The 13,897-nt window shown below is 61.9% G+C and carries 15 protein-coding genes; 11 read left to right on the top strand and 4 right to left on the bottom strand.

Translation table 11 applies throughout. The features are described 5' to 3' along the window. Window positions 1–485, bottom strand: a 485-nt coding sequence (locus tag PHAMO_RS07380) for a tyrosine-type recombinase/integrase (protein WP_040566391.1), incomplete at its 3' end; no start/stop codon positions are given. Window positions 486–743: 258 nt separating this feature from the next. On the opposite strand from PHAMO_RS07380, the gene PHAMO_RS19345 reads away from it, so the two are divergent. From PHAMO_RS19345 to PHAMO_RS07330, 11 genes are all read left to right on the top strand, one after another. Further along, window positions 744–1,223 (top strand): hypothetical protein, encoded by a 480-nt coding sequence (locus tag PHAMO_RS19345; RefSeq protein WP_002727937.1) that lies wholly within the window; start codon window positions 744–746, stop codon window positions 1,221–1,223. A gap of 285 nt (window positions 1,224–1,508) precedes the next feature. Continuing rightward, entirely contained in the window at window positions 1,509–1,646 is a 138-nt protein-coding gene (locus tag PHAMO_RS19340; RefSeq protein ID WP_155801600.1) for a hypothetical protein, read from the top strand. 14 nt (window positions 1,647–1,660) lie between these two features. Next, a complete protein-coding gene (locus tag PHAMO_RS07370; protein ID WP_051002392.1) occupies window positions 1,661–2,281 on the top strand; it encodes a helix-turn-helix domain-containing protein in 621 nt (206 codons plus the stop codon). Beyond that, complete coding sequence (cysE, locus tag PHAMO_RS07365; protein ID WP_002727933.1) at window positions 2,278–3,138, top strand: serine O-acetyltransferase; 861 nt, start codon at window positions 2,278–2,280, stop codon at window positions 3,136–3,138. Before PHAMO_RS07370 ends, cysE begins: the two co-directional genes overlap by 4 nt. A 17-nt stretch (window positions 3,139–3,155) precedes the next feature. Further along, window positions 3,156–3,518 (top strand): DUF2325 domain-containing protein, encoded by a 363-nt coding sequence (locus tag PHAMO_RS07360; RefSeq protein WP_002727931.1) that lies wholly within the window; start codon window positions 3,156–3,158, stop codon window positions 3,516–3,518. A gap of 149 nt (window positions 3,519–3,667) precedes the next feature. Next, window positions 3,668–4,609, top strand: coding sequence for a family 2A encapsulin nanocompartment shell protein (locus PHAMO_RS07355; protein WP_002727929.1), 942 nt, complete (start codon window positions 3,668–3,670; stop codon window positions 4,607–4,609). Further along, a complete protein-coding gene (locus tag PHAMO_RS07350; RefSeq protein ID WP_002727928.1) occupies window positions 4,606–6,441 on the top strand; it encodes a family 2A encapsulin nanocompartment cargo protein cysteine desulfurase in 1,836 nt (611 codons plus the stop codon). The genes PHAMO_RS07355 and PHAMO_RS07350 overlap by 4 nt, the downstream gene beginning before the upstream one ends. A gap of 175 nt (window positions 6,442–6,616) precedes the next feature. Next, the gene (locus PHAMO_RS07345; RefSeq protein ID WP_002727926.1) at window positions 6,617–7,984 is read left to right on the top strand and encodes a pyridoxal-phosphate dependent enzyme; all 1,368 of its coding nucleotides are present in this window, start codon (window positions 6,617–6,619) and stop codon (window positions 7,982–7,984) included. After that, a complete protein-coding gene (locus PHAMO_RS07340; RefSeq protein WP_002727924.1) occupies window positions 7,981–9,135 on the top strand; it encodes a trans-sulfuration enzyme family protein in 1,155 nt (384 codons plus the stop codon). The genes PHAMO_RS07345 and PHAMO_RS07340 overlap by 4 nt, the downstream gene beginning before the upstream one ends. Window positions 9,136–9,339: 204 nt before the next feature. Then, the gene (gene fliD, locus PHAMO_RS07335; protein WP_002727922.1) at window positions 9,340–10,701 is read left to right on the top strand and encodes a flagellar filament capping protein FliD; all 1,362 of its coding nucleotides are present in this window, start codon (window positions 9,340–9,342) and stop codon (window positions 10,699–10,701) included. Window positions 10,702–10,816: 115 nt separating this feature from the next. Next, window positions 10,817–11,401 carry a cytochrome b/b6 domain-containing protein gene (locus tag PHAMO_RS07330; RefSeq protein WP_002727920.1) on the top strand — a complete coding sequence of 195 codons (585 nt, stop codon included), beginning with the start codon at window positions 10,817–10,819 and terminating at the stop codon, window positions 11,399–11,401. Window positions 11,402–11,463: 62 nt separating this feature from the next. Here the strand turns inward: PHAMO_RS07330 and PHAMO_RS07325 are convergent, their stop codons facing one another. The 3 genes from PHAMO_RS07325 to PHAMO_RS07315 are packed head-to-tail and all read right to left on the bottom strand — an operon-like array spanning window position 11,464 to window position 13,819. Next, the gene (locus tag PHAMO_RS07325; RefSeq protein ID WP_002727918.1) at window positions 11,464–12,285 is read right to left on the bottom strand and encodes a CheR family methyltransferase; all 822 of its coding nucleotides are present in this window, start codon (window positions 12,283–12,285) and stop codon (window positions 11,464–11,466) included. Between the two features lie 4 nt (window positions 12,286–12,289). Then, window positions 12,290–13,441, bottom strand: a complete 1,152-nt coding sequence (locus tag PHAMO_RS07320) for a protein-glutamate methylesterase/protein-glutamine glutaminase (RefSeq protein WP_407635474.1) — start codon at window positions 13,439–13,441, stop codon at window positions 12,290–12,292. A gap of 12 nt (window positions 13,442–13,453) precedes the next feature. Then, a complete protein-coding gene (locus tag PHAMO_RS07315; protein ID WP_002727914.1) occupies window positions 13,454–13,819 on the bottom strand; it encodes a response regulator in 366 nt (121 codons plus the stop codon). Between the last annotated feature and the right edge of the window lie 78 nt (window positions 13,820–13,897).

The raw sequence follows: 13,897 nt of genomic DNA, 5'->3' as shown, positions 1-13,897 counted from the left end.
ACCCGGATCAGCATGCGTTCGCTGTCGATATCGCGGACCTTGAGGGCCGCCACCTCGCCGACGCGCAGGCCGGCGCCATAGGCGACCGACAAGGCCGCCTGGTGCTTGAGGCAGGTGGTTGCATTCAACAGGCGGGCGACCTCGTCCCGGCTCAAGACCATCGGCAGCTTGCGCGGATGGTGGATGCGCACCAGTCTGCGCGCCAGATCCGGCCGGTCGAGCGTGTGCGTAAACAAGAACCGGAGCGCCGAAACAATGCTGTTCATCGTCGGCACCGGCACGCCGGACTCTTGCTGGTCCACCTGGAACTGGCGGATATCCTCCGCCGTGGCCGTGCCGGGCGAGCGCCCCAGAAACGTGGCAAAGCGTCCAACATCGCGGATGTAGTCGCGCTGGGTGTCTTGCGAAAACCGGCGCATGTTCATGTCTTCGATCATGCGCTGACGCAATGGGCTGATCGGGGCGGAGGGAATGGGAACGGTCATCGTATGGCTCCTCACATCGAAGGAAGGAGCCAAAATGCTCGGCCAATGCCGGGCGTCACTCAACCAAAGCGCTACACTTCAGGCTCGATAGGCCCATCAAGAACGAGCACCAATCCCGCGCAGCGGGTTCGTTCCACGGCCCTAAGAAGACATAGACACAAACGACCGCGCCGCCCACTCCTGAAACAGGGATGCGCGGCGGGGTGGCTGTGGACACACGATGTGCGGTCCTAATCGGGTGGGGGCGAGTGTTCGAAAATGGTGGGGGGAGAAACTCTCGGAGCCTCGGCGAGCGAACCCGCCGGCTTCAACGTCATCTCCCCTCACCGTGAACGAGTCGAAATCAAGACCAGCAATCGTCACGCTTTCATCGTCATGCCGACCATCATCGGCATACCGTTGCACATCATCATCATCGGCATGCCCATCGCCATCATCGTGGTCATGCGGTCGCACATCGCCGTCATCATGTCCATGGTCATGCCTGCGGTCGGCATCATTTTACAGACCATGCCCTCAGCGGTCATTTCACAGGTCATCGCACAGCAGGGGGTAGGCATCATCATCGGCATCATCATGCCGTTATTCATCATCGGCATGGTCATACCATTCATCATTGGCATCATCATGCCATTCATCATCGGCATTTGCATCGTCGTTGTCGGCATCTGCATCGCGGTCATCATGATTGTTCCCCTTTTTTCTTCCAGCGGACCCTCCGTCCGCCCTTTGTCTTGACACACGATGCTCCCACCCCGGAACCGTCTCAACGGATCGTAGCGGCGGAATGCCGGTTTCCTCCGTTACCGCGTATGAATGTAAACTCTTAAATCTAGTGATCTTATGGATTGACACAGATCATTGTGGATAGTATTTTTTACTACAGCGCCGATTTGAGGTTTCAGCTTGCGGGCGCTCAACAAATGCAGCTAAAGAGGTTGGCCCGCCCAGCCGGATTGCTGCGGCGGAAGGCCCGAAAACCGGGCTCCCCGCCTTGACAGACTGTAAGGAAGGGGTATGTCCATGAACCACTCCGCCACAATCATCGATTTCACCGAAATCCGCCGCCGCCGTCAGTTGGCCGCCGCCCCCACCCCGTCCGTTCCCGAGGTGGTGTGGGTTCCCGTCTGGGTGATGCTGCCCGTGTGGCAGATCGGTTGAAGGCGGCCAGTCCGATGAACGAATCGGTCTCCAACCTGACACCGGAACCGATAGCGGAGGATTCCTCGACCAGCGACTTCACCGCTCTCGTCGGCGAGAATCTGCGGCGACTGCGGACCCGCAACGGGCTGTCGCTGGAGCGTCTGGCGCGAGCCTCGGGAGTGAGTCGGGCGATGCTGTCACAGATCGAATTGGGACGTTCGGTTCCCAGCGTCGCGGTTCTGTGGAAGGTCGCCCGAGCGCTGGAGGTCCCGTTCTCGGCCTTCACGGCCGCGACCGGCAGCGGCGAGGTCAGCGTGCTCCGCGCCCACCGGGCCAAGTTACTGACGTCACGCAGCGGCCGGTTTTCATCCCGCGCACTGTTCCCGTTCAGCGGCCCCCGCCGGGTCGAGTTCTACGAAATGCGTCTGGCCCCCCAGACCATTGAGGAAGCCGACGCCCATTCGCCCGGTACGACCGAGAATTTGGTGCTGGCTCAGGGTTGCCTGGAGATCTGCATCGCCGACGAGCGGTTCCGGCTGGAGTATGGCGACGCAATCCATTTCGTCGCCGACCGCCCCCATTCGTACCGCAATGCCGGGCCGATCGAGGCTTTGTTCTATCTGGTTATGACCTATCCGGAACACGCGGAATGACCGAAGCAAGCAAAGTCCGGGGCCTGCCCGACACTCTTGAGATCCTGCGGGGGGATGTAGACGCGCTGTGGGTCCGGCTGCGAGCCGAGGCGATAGACGCCCTGGCGCGCGCGCCGATGCTGGCCGGGCTGTTCGTCGGCTCGATCCTCGACCAGACCACGTTCGAAACGGCAGTGTTCCACCGCATCGCCGGACGCCTAAAGAACGATCAGGTTCCGCAGGGGCTGCTGACCGAAACCTTCGGCCGCGCCCTGGCCCACGATTCCACCATCGGCACGGCCTTACGCGCCGACATCGCCGCCGTGCTGGATCGCGATCCCGCCTGCGAGCGGCTGATCGAGCCATTCCTCTATTTCAAGGGCTTTCACGCAGTCCAGACTCACCGGCTGGCCCATTGGCTATGGCGGAGAGGCGAGCGCGATTTCGCGCTGTATCTGCAAAGCCGCTCGTCAGACGTGTTCCAGACCGACATCCACCCCGCCGCCCGCTTTGGGCGCGGTATCTTCCTCGACCACGCCACCGGGCTGGTGGTCGGTGAGACCGCGCAAGTCGATGACAACGTGTCGTTGTTGCAGAACGTCACCTTGGGCGGCACCGGCAAGGACAGCGGAGACCGCCACCCCAAGGTTCGCCACGGCGTGATGATCGGTGCCGGGGCCAAGATCCTCGGCAACATCGAGATCGGAGCCAATTCGCGCATCGCCGCCGGATCGGTGGTGCTGCGCGAGGTCGAGCCCAACGCCACCGTCGCCGGGATTCCGGCAAAGGTGATCCGTTCCAACCTGTCTGTAGACACCCGCCCGCCGGGGGAGATCCTCGGCGCGCTGGCCTACGAATCGTTCGATTATTCCATCTGACACACTGGGAGACATCGATGCACCCCCCCTTAGACAATTTATCCGCCACCGGACCCGATCTGTCCGGTCGCCTGATTCTCTATGTCGGTGGCCGCCATCAGCATGTCAGCCACCTTCGCCGCATCGTCGAGGCGCATAACGGCGCCTTCGTTCATCACGACGGCGGCGTCGAGCAGAGCCTGAGCAAGCTATCGGCCCAACTTGAACGCGCCGACGCCGTGCTGTTCCCGGTCGGGTGCGTCAGCCACGCCGCCCAAGATCGCGTCAAAAGTCTGTGCCGCCGTCTCGACAAGCCGTTCCGCCCGCTGCGCAGCACCGGCATCGCCGCCATCATCGCGGCGTTGGACTCGGTCACGGCACGAACCGCCTCCGTTATCTGAGAAAACGCCTCCACTATAACGGAGGAAACCGACCGGGAGCGCCACCCCTGGGACCGGAGCGTGGGTCTATTTGACGTTAATTAAGTGTAAAAGAGAATGACCTTCAGAGGACGGTCGTTCTTGTCATCATTCCAAGGGGAGACGTGTGCATGTCCGAGGACAATGAGGTTCGCCGCACATTGAACGAGCAGGCGGCGCGCCAGCTTGCCAACGCCACCAAAACTCGGGCGCAGTGGTCGGGAATCACCCCACGCTGGCTGGTATCGTTTTTGCCCTGGACCCCGGTCGAGGCTGGCATCTATCGCCTGAACCGCGTCAAGGAAGCCGCCATCGCCGGAGCATCCGACGTCACGTGCAGCCCGCGCAACGATGCCGATCTCCCGGAAAGCTATGTCCCCTACGAAGAACATCCGCGCGAATATTCGCTGAACGCCGTAACCTCGGTCCTTGACGTTCAGACTCGCGTCTCCGACCTGTATTCTCACCCGATCGACCAGATTCAGGAACAGCTTCGCCTGCTGATCGAAAAGGTGAAGGAGAAGCAGGAACACGAGCTGATCAATAACAGCGAGTACGGCCTGCTCAACAACATCGCACCGCAACAGCGAATTCAGACCCGCACCGGCGCGCCCACCCCCGACGATTTAGACGAATTGATCGCCCGCGTGTGGAAGGAACCGGCCTTTTTCATCGCCCACCCCCGCGCCATCGCCGCGTTCGGGCGGGAATGCACCAAGCGTGGCGTGCCGCCCGCGACCTTGAACCTGTTCGGCAATCCGTTCATCACTTGGCGCGGCCTGCCGATCGTTCCCAGCGACAAGCTGACCATCGGCGAGGACGACAAGACCAATATCCTGCTGCTGCGCACCGGCGAGAAGAAGCAGGGCGTGGTCGGCCTGTTCCAGCCGGGGGTTCCGGGCGAAGTCGCGCCGTCGCTGTCGGTTCGCTTCATGGGTATCAACCGTAAGGCCATCGCCTCATACCTGATCTCGCTTTATTGCTCGGCGGCGGTGCTGACCGAGGACGCCATCGCCGTTCTGGAAGGCGTCGAAGTCGATCATTACTTCGATTACGACAAGAAGTTCGCATGAGCGACCCCGTTCCAAACCCTCTCTTCGCGGGGGCGCCTGACCCGGCTTTGATCGCGCAGATGGCAAATGCCTTCTTCGCGGCCTTTCCGGGACAAACGGCGCCGTCGCTGGGAGTGGCTCCGCCCTCGATACCGTTGGTCGAGACGGGGCCGAGCGGGGGCTTCGTGCCCCCAGGAGCACCAACCCCGCCCTCGGTCGGACATCTCACCACCACCCCGACCCTTCCGGGCCTGGGGCCACTGGCGGCGGCCCCCAAACCGCCGCCGGTCAACCCCACCTCGGCCCCTCCCGCCCCCGTGCCGGGCGACGGCGATCTCCGGACCCTGCCCGCGCTGCTCGGGTCGGTTCTGTCCCTGGTCCCGCCCGATCACGCAGCCGGCCCAGACGTCCCTAGCGGCAGTCCGAATCTGCCCGAAAGTTCGGCTCCAGACCTGCCCGGCGTTCCATCGGCACCGACATCCCCGCCAGCGGCACCAGGAGTCGAAGGGTATTACTTCATCGACGAAGCCGATGGGGTAAGCCTGCGCGAGGCACCCACCGCACCGCTGCCGTCCCGTACCGACACCCATCCCTTGGGAGTCGATCTGGCCCCCTCCAGCGGGGTGCGGGCTTTTGACGCCGCCGCGATCCGCCGCGACTTCCCGATTCTGTCCGAGCACGTTCACGGCAAGCGGCTGATCTGGCTCGACAATGCCGCCACGACACAAAAGCCGCGCGCGGTGATCGAACGGCTGGACCGCTATTACGAACACGAAAACTCGAACATCCACCGTGCCGCCCATGCTCTGGCGGCGCGTTCGACCGATGCCTATGAAGCGGCGCGCGAGAAAGTGCGGCGTTTTCTCGGTGCCGGTTCGGTCGAGGAAATCGTCTTCGTCCGTGGCGCGACCGAAGCAATCAATCTGGTGGCCCAGGCATGGGGCGGACGCAATATCCGGGCAGGCGATGAAATTGTCGTCTCCTGGTTGGAGCACCACGCCAATATCGTCCCCTGGCAACAATTGTGCGCCCGCACGGGAGCCAAACTGAAAGTCGCCCCGGTTGACGACCACGGACAGGTGATCCTGGAGGAATACGAACGGCTGTTCACCGACCGAACCCGGATCGCTTCGTTCACCCAGGTGTCGAACGCGCTCGGCACCGTGACCCCAGCGGCCGAGATGGTGGCGATTGCCCATCGTCACGGCGCGCTGGCCCTGGTCGATGGCGCTCAGGCCGTTTCGCATATGCCGGTCGATGTCCAGGTGCTGGGGTGCGACTTTTATGTGTTCTCGGGGCACAAGGTATTCGGCCCGACGGGAATTGGCGTCCTGTACGGCCGCAAGGACGTCCTTGACGTCATGCCGCCATGGCAGGGCGGCGGCAACATGATTGCCGACGTCACCTTCGAGAAGACGGTCTATCAACCCGCGCCATCCCGGTTCGAAGCCGGAACCGGCAACATCGCAGACGCGGTGGGGCTGGGGGCGGCCATCGATTATCTCGACGGGATCGGGATGGCGAATATCGCCGCCTGGGAACACGAGTTGCTGGGCTATGCCAGCGCCGGACTGTTGTCGATCCCTGGCTTGCGCCTGATCGGCACGGCGGCGGAAAAAGCCGGGGTTCTATCCTTTGTCATCGACGGCTGCCCACCGATCGAGATCGGCAAAGCCCTCGACCGCGAAGGAATCGCGGTGCGGGCGGGACATCACTGCGCCCAGCCGATCCTGCGCCGGTTCGGGGTCGAGGCAACGGTGCGGCCGTCATTGGCACTTTACAACACCCGCGAGGATATCGACGCCCTGGTCGATGTCCTGCGGCGCAACCATGGAGCCCGGCGAACGATTTAGGATCGGATATCATGATTCGATGGGGTGGGGAGAGGCCACGATGGAGCCTCTTCCCGTCTCCCGATTCAACAAAAACCATAAATCTAGTTCTCTTATAACCTGTTGGGCTTGACGCGCGCCGGGATTCGGCACTATCTACCAACTCGATCAGTTTATAGAGTTCTGGAGTCTTCCCATGTCTCGCGATGCCGACCCGTTGAATCACATCGGCAACACCCCGTTGATCGAGCTTACGCGGCTCGATGCCGGGCCGTGCCAATTGTTCGTCAAACTGGAAAACCAAAACCCGTCCGGTTCGATCAAGGACCGCGTTGCCCTGTCGATGATCGAGGCGGCCGAGGCGGACGGACGACTGACTCCGGGCGGACGAATCGTCGAAGCCACCGCAGGCAACACCGGCCTAGCCCTGGCTCTGCTCGCGATCCGGCGGGGCTATAGCCTGACCCTGGTGATTCCCGACAAGATGAGCCGCGAGAAAATCGCCCATCTGCGGGCGATGGGCGTCGAAGTGGTTCTGACCCGTTCGGATGTGGCAAAGGGTCATCCTGAATATTACCAGGATCTGGCCGAGCGTCTGGCCCACGAAAACGGGGCGTTCTTCGCCGACCAGTTCAACAATCCGGCCAACCCGGCCGCGCACGAAACCACCACCGGCCCCGAAATCTGGGAGCAGATGGGCGGCCAAGTCGATGCTGTTGTCGCGGGTGTCGGATCTGGCGGCACGCTGACCGGATTGTCACGCTTCTTCTCGCGCGTTTCCCCCGCGACCGACATCGTTCTGGCCGATCCCAAGGGGTCGATCCTGGCTGAATACACCCGTTCGGGTCAGGTCGGCACCGCCGGATCGTGGCTGGTCGAAGGGATCGGCGAGGATTTCATTCCGCCGGTCTCGGATCTTTCGCGGGTCCGCCACGCCTACACCATCACCGATGGCGAAAGCTTTGCGGTGGCACGGCAGGTTCTGCGCGACGAGGGATTGCTGATCGGCTCGTCCTCGGGAACCCTGCTGGCGGCAGCGCTGCGCTATTGCCGCGAACAGACCGAGCCTAAGCGAGTGGTCAGCTTTGTCTGCGACTCGGGCAACAAGTACCTGTCGAAAATGTACAACGATTTCTGGATGGCCGATCAGGGCTTGCTGTCGCGGCCACGCCACGGCGACCTGCGCGACATCATTTCGCGCCGCCACGACGAAGGCGCCGTGGTGACGGTGGCACCCGATGATTCGTTGTTGGTCGCCTATCAGCGTATGAAGCTGCACGACGTCTCGCAGGTTCCAGTACTGGCTGACGATCAATGCGTCGGCATGCTGGACGAATCCGACGTCTTGATCGCGCTCGGCGAATGGTCGGCCGGTTTCGATCTGCCCGTCCGGGTCGCGATGACCGGCAATATCGAAACAGTCGGCATCGACACCCCGCCGGAACGGCTTCTCCCTCTATTCGACCGGGGATGGGTCGCGATTGTCGTCGATGGCAAACGCTTCCTGGGCCTCATCACCCGTATCGACCTGCTCAACCATTTGCGGCGGAAAGTAGCAGCATGACCCAACACGGCTTTTCCACTCTCTCCGTTCATGCCGGTCCCGGCCCTGATCCGGCCACCGGCGCGGTAATGGTGCCGATCTACGCGTCTTCGACCTTTGCCCAAAGCGCGCCCGGCGTTCATACCGGCTGGGAATACGCCCGGTCCGGCAACCCCACCCGTGCCGCTTTCGAGCAGGCGGTGGCTCAGTTGGAAGGCGGCGGCTTTGGTTTTGCCTTCGCCTCGGGGCTGGCTGCCGAGACGACGATTCTCGACCTGCTTGACCAGGGCGGGCATATCATCGCTGGCGACGACCTCTATGGCGGCTCCTGGCGGCTGTTCCAGCGGGTACGCAGCCGCACCTCAGGGCTGACGGTAACCTTTGTCGATCCGACCGATCTGGCCGCCATCGCGGCGGCGATCCGTCCCGAGACCCGGCTGATCTGGATCGAGACCCCCAGCAACCCGCTGCTGAAAGTCGCCGATCTGGCCGCCATCGCCGAAATCGGCCGCAAGGCTGGGGTGCTGACGGTCGCGGATTCGACCTTCGCCTCGCCAGTGGTTCAGCGGCCGCTCGACCTGGGCTTCGACATCGTTGTTCATTCGGCCACCAAATACCTGAACGGCCATTCCGACATCATCGCCGGAATCGTGGTGGTCCGCGATCCAGATCTCGCATCGCGTCTGGCGTTTCTCCAGAACGCCACCGGAGCGATTCTCGACCCGTTCGCCGCCTTCCTGGCGCTTCGCGGATTGAAGACTCTGGCTTTGCGAGTCGAGCGGCACTCCTCGAACGCCCTGGCGATCGCCCATGCCTTCGCCGCCCATCCCAAACTCACCCGGCTGATCTATCCCGGCTTGCCCAGTCATCCCCAGCACGCTATCGCGGCACGGCAGATGAACGGCTTCGGCGGCATGCTGACGCTGGAGATTAACAGCGACGAGGCGGGCGTAACCCGCTTCCTCACCGGCCTGACGCTGTTCACTCTAGCCGAAAGTCTCGGCGGCGTCGAAAGTCTGGTCGGCCACCCCACCAGCATGAGCCACGGCTCGATCCCGACCGAGCGGCGCGCCGCTCTTGGCATCACCCCCCAATTGGTGCGGCTGTCGGTGGGGATTGAGGACGAGGCCGACCTGATTGCCGACATCGCCCAGGCACTGGAGCGGATTTAGAGTATCCGCTCGAAATCGGCTCTAGAGTCCGTGTTTTAAATCGGCATTTCTTGCCGGACTGGCGGAGCGGGTGGCAGTTGGTGCCGCCCGCATCTGCGCCCCGCCCCAGATAATCCGTTATAAATCAAAAGAATATATACCGGCTTGTGCTGGCGCACAGATTGCATTGTCTATCCGATGAGTCGCTCCATCGGAGATCCTGACATGAGCACGACCGGAACTGCCGCCCTCCCCTCCTCGCTTGCAACTTTGCTGAACAAGTACGGCAACACCACCGCGGAGTCGCAGCCTCACCGCGCCGCCAAGCCTGCCGGCGAGCGATTGGGTGCCGATCCGGCCTTTACTCTGTCGCTGGGAATCCAAGATACCGGCTCGGCCCTGGTCGGCTATAACCGACTGGCCCAGATCGGCGACAAATTCGAGACAGAGGTCGCCAAGTTGGAAACGCCGTCGGAGGCTCAGGGCACGGCCCTGACGGTGACCGTTTCCCAACTCGCCCAGGCCCAAAGCATCTCCACCAGCCCGATCGGCACCCCGGACAAGGCCTCTCTGGGCACCGGCACGCTGACGATCCAGACCGGCACGCTCAACGCCGACACCAACGCCTTTACCGCCAGCACCATCCCTGCCGTTTCGATTCCGATCACCGGCGGGTCGCTCAACGAGATCGCCAGTGCCGTCAATGCCGCCAAAGCCGGTGTTACTGCCTCGGTGGTCGAGGAAGGCGGCGGCTATTCGCTGCACCTCACCTCCACCGCGACGGGTGCGAGTAATGCCTTCAGAATCTCCGGCCTGTCCGATCTGACCTACGACCCCTCGGCACCAAACGCTTCGCAGATGGTGACGGGTGCCGAGGCCAAGGATGCCGTGTTCTCGATCGACGGCAAGGATTACACCTCGGCCTCCAACACCAATGTTCCGGTCGCGATCGGCGCCCGTACCGACTTCACCGTAACCGGCACCCAAACCGTGCAAACGTCGAATACCGCTGATCAGGTCCAGTCGCTTGCCAATACCTTCAACGCGATGCAGAAAGCGATCATCACCCTGACATCGAAGGGGGGCGGGCTAGAGGCGGACGCCAATCTGGCCGCCGGTCTGTTCAAGAATCTCGGCGACGCCGCCACCGCAACCGTCGATACAACCGGCACGTTCAAATCCTTGGCCGATATCGGGGTGACGCTTCAGTCCGACGGAACCCTGAAAATCGACCCGACCAAGCTGGACGCCGCCATCAGAACCGATGCCGGTGGGGTGCAATCTCTGGTCAACCAGATCGCCAGCACGATCGACGACGCGATCAAGCCCTATACCGGCTCTTCCGGCAGCCTCAAATCCCAAGTCACGCTGTTGGGAACCCTGGCGACACGCGGCGGCCCCAGCCTGCTCGATTATCTGAACGGCAATGCCCCGAGCCAAACCCAGTCCACCACGCAGGGAGGATTAGCTGCTCTGCTCAACGGCGGCAATGCGGCCAGCGGAACGGCGACGCAGAACACCCTCGCCTCTTACCTCAGCAACAACGACCCGTCGGTCACACCCGACCTGTCCGCCCTATTTAAATAGGGACTATACCTATTTAACCGTTTCTGAACCAGAAGTGACGCAGGGATTCACCTCTGGTTCATCATCGGAGGGCGACACTGTCCACCATGTTCACGCATGAGAATGGACTTTCGTCATGAAGAAATACGATTCCCTAACACGCTTTCTCCATTTGTCTCTGGCCGTAGGTATTACCACTCAGATGTTCGTCAGTCTGGTGATGATCACCCCCAAGCCCGGCCGAATTGCCAACAGTTGGTATTCGGTGCATGAAGTCCTTGGCATCGTCCTCCTCGCGGTTCTGCTGGTCTATTGGCTGCGGGCCGTGCTGAAAACCATCCGGGGCGGCGAACCGCTGATGCTGTTCCCATGGTTCTCGGCCGCCCGTTTAGGTGCCCTGGGCCGGGATATCGGCGCGACCCTCAGCGATGCGCTCCGTTTCCGCCTCCCCAACGATGGAGAAACGGTCCGGCCGTTGCCCGCAGCTATTCAAGGACTCGGCTTACTGGTCGGTTTGTTCCTCGCCGGAACCGGAATGGTGCTGGCCCTCACCATTACCCCCGGTATCGCACTGTCTCCGACCTTGCATGACATCAAAGAGCTTCACGAAGCCTTTGGCCCGCTGATGTGGGGATATCTGGCGATCCACCCGACGCTGGCCATTATTCACCAGTTGGCCGGGCACAAGACCCTGAACCAGATGTTCGGTCGGGAGAGCTGAATCGGGCGTTTGGGAAGACAAAAGAACGGGACCGGGGGCTTCCTCCCCCCGGTCCCGTTCGGCTATTTGCCCTGAGCGCGGCTCGTGGCGTAAACGCCGCGCTGTTCCGGCACCGGCTTAAACTTGTCGGAAATGCCTAACACGGTCTCGGCGCCACCGAGATAAAGGAAGCCGTCGTCGGCGATCACCCGGTCGATATTGTCGAGGACTCGGGTCTTGGTCGGCTGGTCGAAATAGATCAACACATTGCGGCAGAACACGACGTCGAACTGGCCGAGAGGTTTCAGGTCGTGGAGCAGATTGTACTCGCGGAACTGCACCATCGCCCGGATCGCCGGGTCGATCTGCCACATATCTGTCGTCTTCTTGAAGTATTTGACCAGAAGCTGGATCGGCAGGCCGCGCTGGACTTCGAACTGGGAGTAAAGCCCGGCCTTGGCCTTCTCAAGCATCTCGTTCGAGAGGTCAGTACCGACGATTTCGATCTTCCAACCCGCCAGTCTGGCCCCTTCTTCCTTCAGGATCATCGCCAGACTATAGGCTTCCTGCCCCGACGAGCAGGCCGCCGACCAGATACGGAAAGATTTTCGGGCAGCCCGAACCTCCAGCATCCGCGGCAGAACCATAGTGCGGAACTGCTCGAACGGCTTGATATCACGGAAGAAAAACGACTCATTGGTCGTCATCGCCTCGGTGATCTCGCGCAGGAGATCTTCTCCCGCCGAGCGCAAGCCACTCATCAGATCGTCCAGCCCCTTCAGGCCACGCTTGCGCGCAACCGGAGTCAGACGACTTTCGAGCAGATAGGATTTGTCGGGCGTAATGATCAGTCCCGACCGATCCTTCAGCAATTTGGCGACGTATTCGAATTCATCGGGCCGCATCGTTCTAGCGCCTCGCCGCCTGCTTCATGATCCACGGAGCGATTTCAGGCAAAGGCAGCACCGCCGAGCATACGCCCGCCGTCGCCACCGATCCCGGCATCCCCCACACCACCGAACTGGGTTCGTCCTGAGCGATCACCGTGCCGCCGCAGGCCACGACAGCCTGACCGCCCTTCAATCCGTCCGAGCCCATTCCGGTCAGGATGCAGGTCATCACGCGCCGACCATAGGCGGCGGCAATACTGCGCAACATCGGATCGACCGAAGGACGACAGAAATTTTCAGGCGGGTTTTTATTCAGCCGCAGAATCTTTTCAGCCCCACGCACCTCGACCACCATATGGAAGTCGCCGGGAGCAATATAGACTCGACCGGAGCGCACCACCTCGCCATCCTGGCCCTCGCGGGCCTCCCACCCCGACACGCGCGAGATATGCTCGGCCAGAATCGTGGTGAAGGTCGCGGGCATGTGCTGGGTGATCAAGATCGGTTGAGCCACCGTTCCGGCGCGCATCGTACCCAACAAGGTAAACAGCGCCTGTGGACCGCCGGTTGACGATCCGATCGCGATCACGTCAAACGATTCGACCGGAGCCGTTCGCAACGTCACCGTTGTCGAGGGATGAATCTGAACCCGCGCCGGAGCGCCTGCGGGCCGGGGCGACGACACGGCGGCAGCGGGACGAGGGGGGCGGTTGGCATTGCGCCGCCGAGCCTGGCCCAGCGCCCGAATCTTGCCAAGAAGCTCGGTACGGAAATCGGCACCGCCGGCCAGTTCGCGCGTTGCCGTCGGCTTGGGGATATAATCGGCGGCCCCCATTTCGAGCGCCCGCAACGATACGTTAGCCCCCTTCATCGTCAGGGTCGATTGCATGATTATTTTGAGGCCGGGGTCCGCCTGAAGCAGCTTGGGCAGCGCTGTCAGGCCGTCCATCACCGGCATTTCGATATCGAGCAGGACGACATCAATAGAGACGCGTTCAAGCGTCGATAGCGCCATCTGACCGTTTCCGACCGACGCGGCGATTTCAATGTCCGGTTCGGATTCAAGGATCCGGGTCACCAGACCACGCACCACCGCCGAATCATCGACGAGCATAACCCGGATCGGGTCTGCTGCGGATGCGGGCATGGGGGGGGCGGGAGGCATTGTTATTCTGCCAACGGCCTAGAGGAGACCGACCTGAGAGAATTTTGCCTGAAGAATCTCGCTGTCAAATGGCTTCATGATGTATTCGTTCGCCCCTGCGGTGATGGCTTCTTGGATGTGCTCTATATCGTTTTCGGTTGTGCAAAACACAACCACCGGATGATCGCCGCCAGGCAGCCTTCGCAACTCACGAAGGAAGTCGATACCGTTCATAACCGGCATATTCCAATCGAGCAGCACTGCATCGGGCATCGCGCGCTTGCAGGCTTCGAGCGCCACCAAGCCGTCTTCGGCCTCTTCGGTGGAGAAGCTCATCTCGTGCAGGATTTTCCGGGCCACCATACGGATGACCTTGGAATCATCGACGATCAGACAGGACTTCATGCCCAAGCTTTCCTCCGATGGCGAACCACGCCCCCGATACACAAACCGGGTTGTCTCGATGGTCACACGAACGCTTCA

Origin of the sequence: Magnetospirillum molischianum DSM 120, from assembly GCF_000294655.1 — a bacterium.
Classification (GTDB): domain Bacteria; phylum Pseudomonadota; class Alphaproteobacteria; order Rhodospirillales; family Magnetospirillaceae; genus Phaeospirillum; species Phaeospirillum molischianum.
Note: the sequence above shows the minus strand (reverse complement) of the source record. Positions and strands in the feature narration are given on the sequence as shown.

Bases quoted from the DNA above. Each gene is read 5' to 3' on its own strand.
- fliD (WP_002727922.1), top strand. From the start codon at position 9,340: ATGAGCACGACCGGAACTGCCGCCCTCCCCTCCTCGCTTGCAACTTTG.
- PHAMO_RS07325 (WP_002727918.1), bottom strand. From the start codon at position 12,285: ATGCGGCCCGATGAATTCGAATACGTCGCCAAATTGCTGAAGGATCGG.
- PHAMO_RS07330 (WP_002727920.1), top strand. From the start codon at position 10,817: ATGAAGAAATACGATTCCCTAACACGCTTTCTCCATTTGTCTCTGGCC.
- PHAMO_RS07360 (WP_002727931.1), top strand. From the start codon at position 3,156: ATGCACCCCCCCTTAGACAATTTATCCGCCACCGGACCCGATCTGTCC.
- PHAMO_RS07340 (WP_002727924.1), top strand. From the start codon at position 7,981: ATGACCCAACACGGCTTTTCCACTCTCTCCGTTCATGCCGGTCCCGGC.
- cysE (WP_002727933.1), top strand. From the start codon at position 2,278: ATGACCGAAGCAAGCAAAGTCCGGGGCCTGCCCGACACTCTTGAGATC.
- PHAMO_RS19340 (WP_155801600.1), top strand. From the start codon at position 1,509: ATGAACCACTCCGCCACAATCATCGATTTCACCGAAATCCGCCGCCGC.
- PHAMO_RS07350 (WP_002727928.1), top strand. From the start codon at position 4,606: ATGAGCGACCCCGTTCCAAACCCTCTCTTCGCGGGGGCGCCTGACCCG.
- PHAMO_RS07355 (WP_002727929.1), top strand. From the start codon at position 3,668: ATGTCCGAGGACAATGAGGTTCGCCGCACATTGAACGAGCAGGCGGCG.
- PHAMO_RS07370 (WP_051002392.1), top strand. From the start codon at position 1,661: ATGAACGAATCGGTCTCCAACCTGACACCGGAACCGATAGCGGAGGAT.
- PHAMO_RS07345 (WP_002727926.1), top strand. From the start codon at position 6,617: ATGTCTCGCGATGCCGACCCGTTGAATCACATCGGCAACACCCCGTTG.
- PHAMO_RS07315 (WP_002727914.1), bottom strand. From the start codon at position 13,819: ATGAAGTCCTGTCTGATCGTCGATGATTCCAAGGTCATCCGTATGGTG.
- PHAMO_RS19345 (WP_002727937.1), top strand. From the start codon at position 744: ATGGTGGGGGGAGAAACTCTCGGAGCCTCGGCGAGCGAACCCGCCGGC.